Raw genomic sequence first — 298 nt, 5'->3', positions numbered from 1 at the left:
GCGCCAGCGCCAGGCCGCGCAGAAAGCCGAGAAGGAGGCCCAGCGGCGCGCTGGCGGGGTGTGGCAGAAGTGGGCAGAGGCTCGCGCGTTCAACGCCTCCCGCCCCGGCCCTCGGGGCTGGAACCGGCCTGGCGGCGCGCCGGCGACCGTCCTGGAGGATTTGTTCGAGGTCCAGGGCTCGGCCGTGCAGGTGTGTGGCATGTTCCCGTTCACCGCCGGGGCGGGGCTGCCCGTCGTCGGCGTCCCGCTGGGCTCCCACCTGCGCCGCCGCTCCCTGGTGTGCGCCGATCCGGTCTCC

Origin of the sequence: Streptomyces sp. NPDC127092, assembly GCF_042722475.1 — a bacterium.
GTDB lineage: Bacteria > Actinomycetota > Actinomycetes > Streptomycetales > Streptomycetaceae > Streptomyces.
The sequence above is the reverse complement of the archived record's forward strand: the minus strand, read 5'-3'. Positions refer to the sequence as shown.